The organism is Flavivirga sp. 57AJ16 (assembly GCF_028736925.1).
GTDB lineage: Bacteria > Bacteroidota > Bacteroidia > Flavobacteriales > Flavobacteriaceae > Flavivirga.
In genome coordinates this window covers 112,804-117,803 of record NZ_JAQZAT010000014.1, presented here as the reverse complement: position 1 = coordinate 117,803, position 5,000 = coordinate 112,804, and the positions used below count along the sequence as shown (strand labels likewise).

1 protein-coding gene, 2 rRNA genes and 1 pseudogene (1 of these 4 running past the window's edge) are annotated in these 5,000 nt (G+C 39.6%); 3 read left to right on the top strand and 1 reads right to left on the bottom strand.

The features are described 5' to 3' along the window. Together PQO00_RS15715 and rrf are read left to right on the top strand one after the other, a co-directional pair. Positions 1-1,129, top strand: a 23S ribosomal RNA gene (locus PQO00_RS15715) (it extends 1,711 nt beyond the left edge of the window). 231 nt (positions 1,130-1,360) lie between these two features. Continuing rightward, a 5S ribosomal RNA gene (gene rrf / locus PQO00_RS15710) occupies positions 1,361-1,468 on the top strand. 354 nt (positions 1,469-1,822) lie between these two features. Here rrf and PQO00_RS15705 read toward each other — a convergent pair. Then, a pseudogene (locus PQO00_RS15705) lies at positions 1,823-2,017 on the bottom strand (RidA family protein); the annotation flags it as partial. 128 nt (positions 2,018-2,145) lie between these two features. Here PQO00_RS15705 and PQO00_RS15700 point away from each other — a divergent pair. Beyond that, positions 2,146-4,593: a helix-turn-helix domain-containing protein gene (locus PQO00_RS15700; RefSeq protein ID WP_274185806.1), complete on the top strand. Its 2,448-nt coding sequence runs from the start codon at positions 2,146-2,148 to the stop codon at positions 4,591-4,593. The last annotated feature ends 407 nt before the right edge of the window (positions 4,594-5,000 follow it).

The window sequence follows — 5,000 nt, the reverse complement described above, 5'->3', positions numbered from 1 at the left end:
GGCCGCAGTGAAAAGGTCCAGGCGACTGTTTATCAAAAACACAGGGCTATGCTAAATCGAAAGATGACGTATATGGCCTGACACCTGCCCGGTGCTGGAAGGTTAAGTGGAGGGTTTAGCTTCGGCGAAGATCTCAAATGAAGCCCCAGTAAACGGCGGCCGTAACTATAACGGTCCTAAGGTAGCGAAATTCCTTGTCGGGTAAGTTCCGACCTGCACGAATGGTGCAACGATCTGGACACTGTCTCAGCCATGAGCTCGGTGAAATTGTAGTATCGGTGAAGATGCCGATTACCCGCTGTGGGACGAAAAGACCCCGTGCACCTTTACTATAGCTTAGTATTGGTTTTGGACAAGTAATGTGTAGGATAGGTGGGAGACTTCGAAGCCGCGTCGCCAGGCGTGGTGGAGTCATTGTTGAAATACCACCCTTTGCTTGTCTAGAGTCTAACCACGCAACAGCGTGGGACAGTGCTTGGTGGGTAGTTTGACTGGGGTGGTCGCCTCCAAAAGAGTAACGGAGGCTTCTAAAGGTACCCTCAGCACGCTTGGTAACCGTGCGCAGAGTGCAATGGCATAAGGGTGCTTGACTGAGAGACCTACAAGTCGATCAGGTTGGAAACAAGAGCATAGTGATCCGGTGGTTCCGCATGGAAGGGCCATCGCTCAAAGGATAAAAGGTACGCCGGGGATAACAGGCTGATCTCCCCCAAGAGCTCACATCGACGGGGGGGTTTGGCACCTCGATGTCGGCTCGTCACATCCTGGGGCTGGAGAAGGTCCCAAGGGTTGGGCTGTTCGCCCATTAAAGTGGCACGCGAGCTGGGTTCAGAACGTCGTGAGACAGTTCGGTCTCTATCTACAGTGGGCGCTAGAAATTTGAGTGGATCTGACTCTAGTACGAGAGGACCGAGTTGGACAAACCTCTGGTGTATCAGTTGTTCCGCCAGGAGCACTGCTGAGTAGCTACGTTTGGAAGGGATAAGCGCTGAAAGCATATAAGCGCGAAACCCACCACAAGATGAGATTTCTTTAAAGGGCCGTGGGAGATGACCACGTCGATAGGCTACAGGTGTAAAGGCAGCAATGTCACAGCCGAGTAGTACTAATAGCCCATAGGCTTATTGTATTAGCCCCTCTAACTCCCCCGAAGGGGGAGGACACTTGCCCGGAAGGGCAATGGGGGGCGGATGTTTTTTTATAAGGTTGCATATATTATCATTGGTTTTTTGTATCGGTTGGCCCTTGGGCCTTTTTTCAATATGTTAAGATATTTGCGCTCGTAGCGCGGTTGACAGTTGCCGGTCGTTAGTTGGTGGGAACCCAACGACGGAAGACCGGAAACGGGCAACCAAAGATTTAAGGTGGTTATAGCGATGGGGCTCACCTCTTACCATTCCGAACAGAGAAGTTAAGCCCATTAGCGCCGATGGTACTGCATTTGCGGGAGAGTAGGTCGTTGCCTTTCTTGATCCCGGTCCTTTATTTGGACCGGGATTTTTTTTGCTCTATTTTGAGCCCGCCTAAACTTTTTAAATTTCTACTGCTATAGCTAATACCAAATAAACTTCAAAATAACTGGTTAAATCCGTTTAGCTCACTATCTTTATTTTTATAATAGGAGTTCATGAATCTTCGATTACTATTTCCTTTATATTTCAATGAAAACGTAACCATAACTAGGCTATGCTTATGTTTTTTATCTCATCTAAAGAAAATATAATTCAAATTTATTACCAATCATTTTAAAGTTTATTTGGTATAATAACAAAGAAATTCGGTTTTTTACTCTGAAGGTTTATGTTATTTTATATTGATTTAGCTATATATTGCCAGGGAGCGATCCCATTCCTAAAACTTTTACAACTCTTTTTACCTTATTTAAATTCCCAGGCGTTGATTTCAGTACCGATAATTGATTTATAGCTGTGATTCTTGCTGCTTCATACCCTTGTTCAATAGTAAGGTCTGCGCCGAGTTTTTTAATTCTGGATCGCTTTTGATGGTTGAATTTAAAAAGGAATGCCGTTCAAAGAAATATGGCCGTATATAAAAATAATCATCTAACTTACCAAATTATTTAAATTTTTTAGTGTAAAACCCGTAGTTGGTTTCTTATCTTTAAGCGTTTTTATAATAAACGGAATGATAGAAAATAAAGAACTGGATTTAGCTTGGGACTTTGTTAATAATACAGATAGAAATGTATTTTTAACAGGGAAAGCAGGTACTGGAAAGACGACTTTTTTACATAAGTTGAAAATGAAATCCCTAAAGCGCATGGTCGTGGTTGCGCCCACAGGCGTTGCGGCTATTAATGCAAAGGGAGTGACCATACATTCGTTTTTTCAGATGCCTTTCGGACCACTTTTACCTGATACGGATTTAAACAGTACATCTTCTGGCTTTAACCGTAAGTTTAGTAAAACCAAGATAAATATCATAAAATCTTTGGATTTGTTGGTCATTGATGAGATTAGTATGGTACGTGCCGATTTATTGGACGGTATTGATCGCGTTTTAAGACGTTTTAAGAACAGAAATAAAGTATTTGGAGGTGTGCAATTATTAATGATAGGCGATTTACAACAGTTATCTCCCATTATAAAAGAAGATGAATGGGAATTGCTGAAACCCTATTATAAAAACGGATTCTTTTTTAGTAGTCAGGCGTATCTACAATGTCAAGCCATTACTATAGAACTAAGCCATATTTTTAGGCAGGACAACCCCAAGTTTATTAACATTCTTAATGAGATTCGAACCAATACATTAACACAAGCTTCGGCTAATGAATTAAACAAACGTTACCTCCCTGATTTTGTGCCAGATGAAAAGGAAGGTTATATATCCCTAACAACACATAATAATAAGGCAGAACAGACTAATAACAGAGAATTGGATAAACTAAATACCAAGTCATATACATATAATGCTAGTGTTGAAGGTAAGTTCCCAGAATACGCTTACCCTAATAAAGAAAAATTAATTTTAAAGGTTGGGGCACAAGTCATGTTTATAAAAAATGACAGTTCGCCCGAAAAGCGCTATTTCAATGGAAAGATAGGAAAAGTGATTCACCTGGATAACGATGAAGTGATCGTGCATTGTCAGGAAGATGATTTTAATATAGTGACCACACCAGAAATTTGGGAGAATATTAATTATACTGTGGATGCAGAAACCAAAGCCATTACCGAAAATAAAATAGGTGCTTATACACAAATGCCCTTGCAACTAGCATGGTCTATAACCATACATAAAAGTCAAGGTTTAACCTTTGAAAAAGCCATTATTGATGCCCAAGGTGCTTTTGCGCACGGCCAAACCTATGTGGCATTAAGCAGATGCAAATCTTTGGAAGGTTTGGTATTAAACAGTAAAATAAATTCCAGCCAGATTATTAGCGATAGTAATGTATTGTCTTTTAATAAAATGGCTGAAGAGAATCAACCGGATGAAAATATATTACAAGCTTCGAAGTCGGAATTTCAATTGGATTTAATAGCAGAATTGTTCGATTTTTATAAGTTTCTATACCCTATAGAGCGTATGCTGGATATTTATTATAAAAATAAAACCAGTGTAGAGGGGCAGGTAGAAACTCCTTTAAATGCTATAAAATCTTGTGTTACAGAACTGCTAAAAGTAGCCAGTGCATTTAAGGCACAACTGGCTGCCCTATCTAAAAATTCAGAAATACCAGAATCGAATGAAGCGCTTCAAGAACGTTTTGTTAAAGCGATTAGCTATTTTGGAGAACAGACCAAAGAACATATAAGTTCCGCTGTAAAATCCTTTGGCTTTACTACAGATAACAAAGCGATTGAAAAGGATATGTTTAAACAATTTGATACTTTAGAAGAATTATTAGCAAGCAAACTTTTGTACTTTGAGGGCTTGACAAACGGTTTTAATGTAACCACCTTTTTAGAATTACGTGCCAAGTCTGTTTTTCTTGCCAAGGACAAACCCAAAAAACCTAGAAAAACGGTTATTGATGGGACTACCAATCTTGAGTTATTTGAGTTGTTGCGCGAGTTACGAAATAATATAGCCAAACGGGAAGATTTGATACATTATCAGGTATTTACACAAAAAGCCTTGTACGATATGTGTGAAACCTTACCTACCAATAAACAAGAATTGAAGCAGGTTAATGGTATGGGGAAGGTGCGGGTTGAAAAATATGGAACGGCTATTTTAGAGGTGATTAGGGCCTATTGTGACGAGAATGATATTGAAACCTCTAAGGCTAGTGAGAGAGAGCTTTTTGAGAAACCAGAACCTAAGCGGAAAAAAGGGGATACTAAAAAGATTTCCTTAGACTTGTTCAAAGCGGGAAAACCTGCTGAAGTAATCGCTTTAGAACGTGAGTTGAATGTGAATACCATCATAGGGCATTTAGCAAGCTTTATACCTTCAGGCGAGGTGAAAATAACCGACTTGATCTCTGAAAATCACTACGAAGAACTAAAAGCCATTATTCCTAAAATAAAATTTGAAAACCTTTCCGATTTAAAACATCAAGTAGATACTAAGTATAGTTATGGAGAATTACGTTTGGTGCTTGACGATTTACATAAAGAATAAGCGTTTTATGAGTGCTTTCGGGCCCTCAATTTTTGGGATCAAGAACAAAAGAAGAGAGCGATGTGCGGTATGGAATCATTTATAACGAGCCATGTCCAATGCATAATAACCACTTTAAGGTAAATCCAGATAGCCCAAGTAGAGCGTACCATAAAATAAAACGCTTCTTTCTTCCATTTTTAGGCTTAAAATTAGAATTCATCTCCTCTTAAATTTAAGAGAGCCCTGCTGGATCAACATGTGGAGTAAAATTAAAAACAGTACCCAGAAAATATAAATCGGACTTGTTCCTCACTTTTCAAAAGGGAGGATAATTTCGACAAAGTCGAAATTTAGGAGGGTTAAACCAGAATAGGTCAATGGCAGGTCTTCCTTTCAGATCGACCAAAACTTTTGCCTAAACATAA

What these genes read in the sequence shown, in the direction of transcription:
- PQO00_RS15700 (WP_274185806.1), top strand. Translation starts at nt 2,146, where the DNA reads ATGATAGAAAATAAAGAACTGGATTTAGCTTGGGACTTTGTTAATAAT.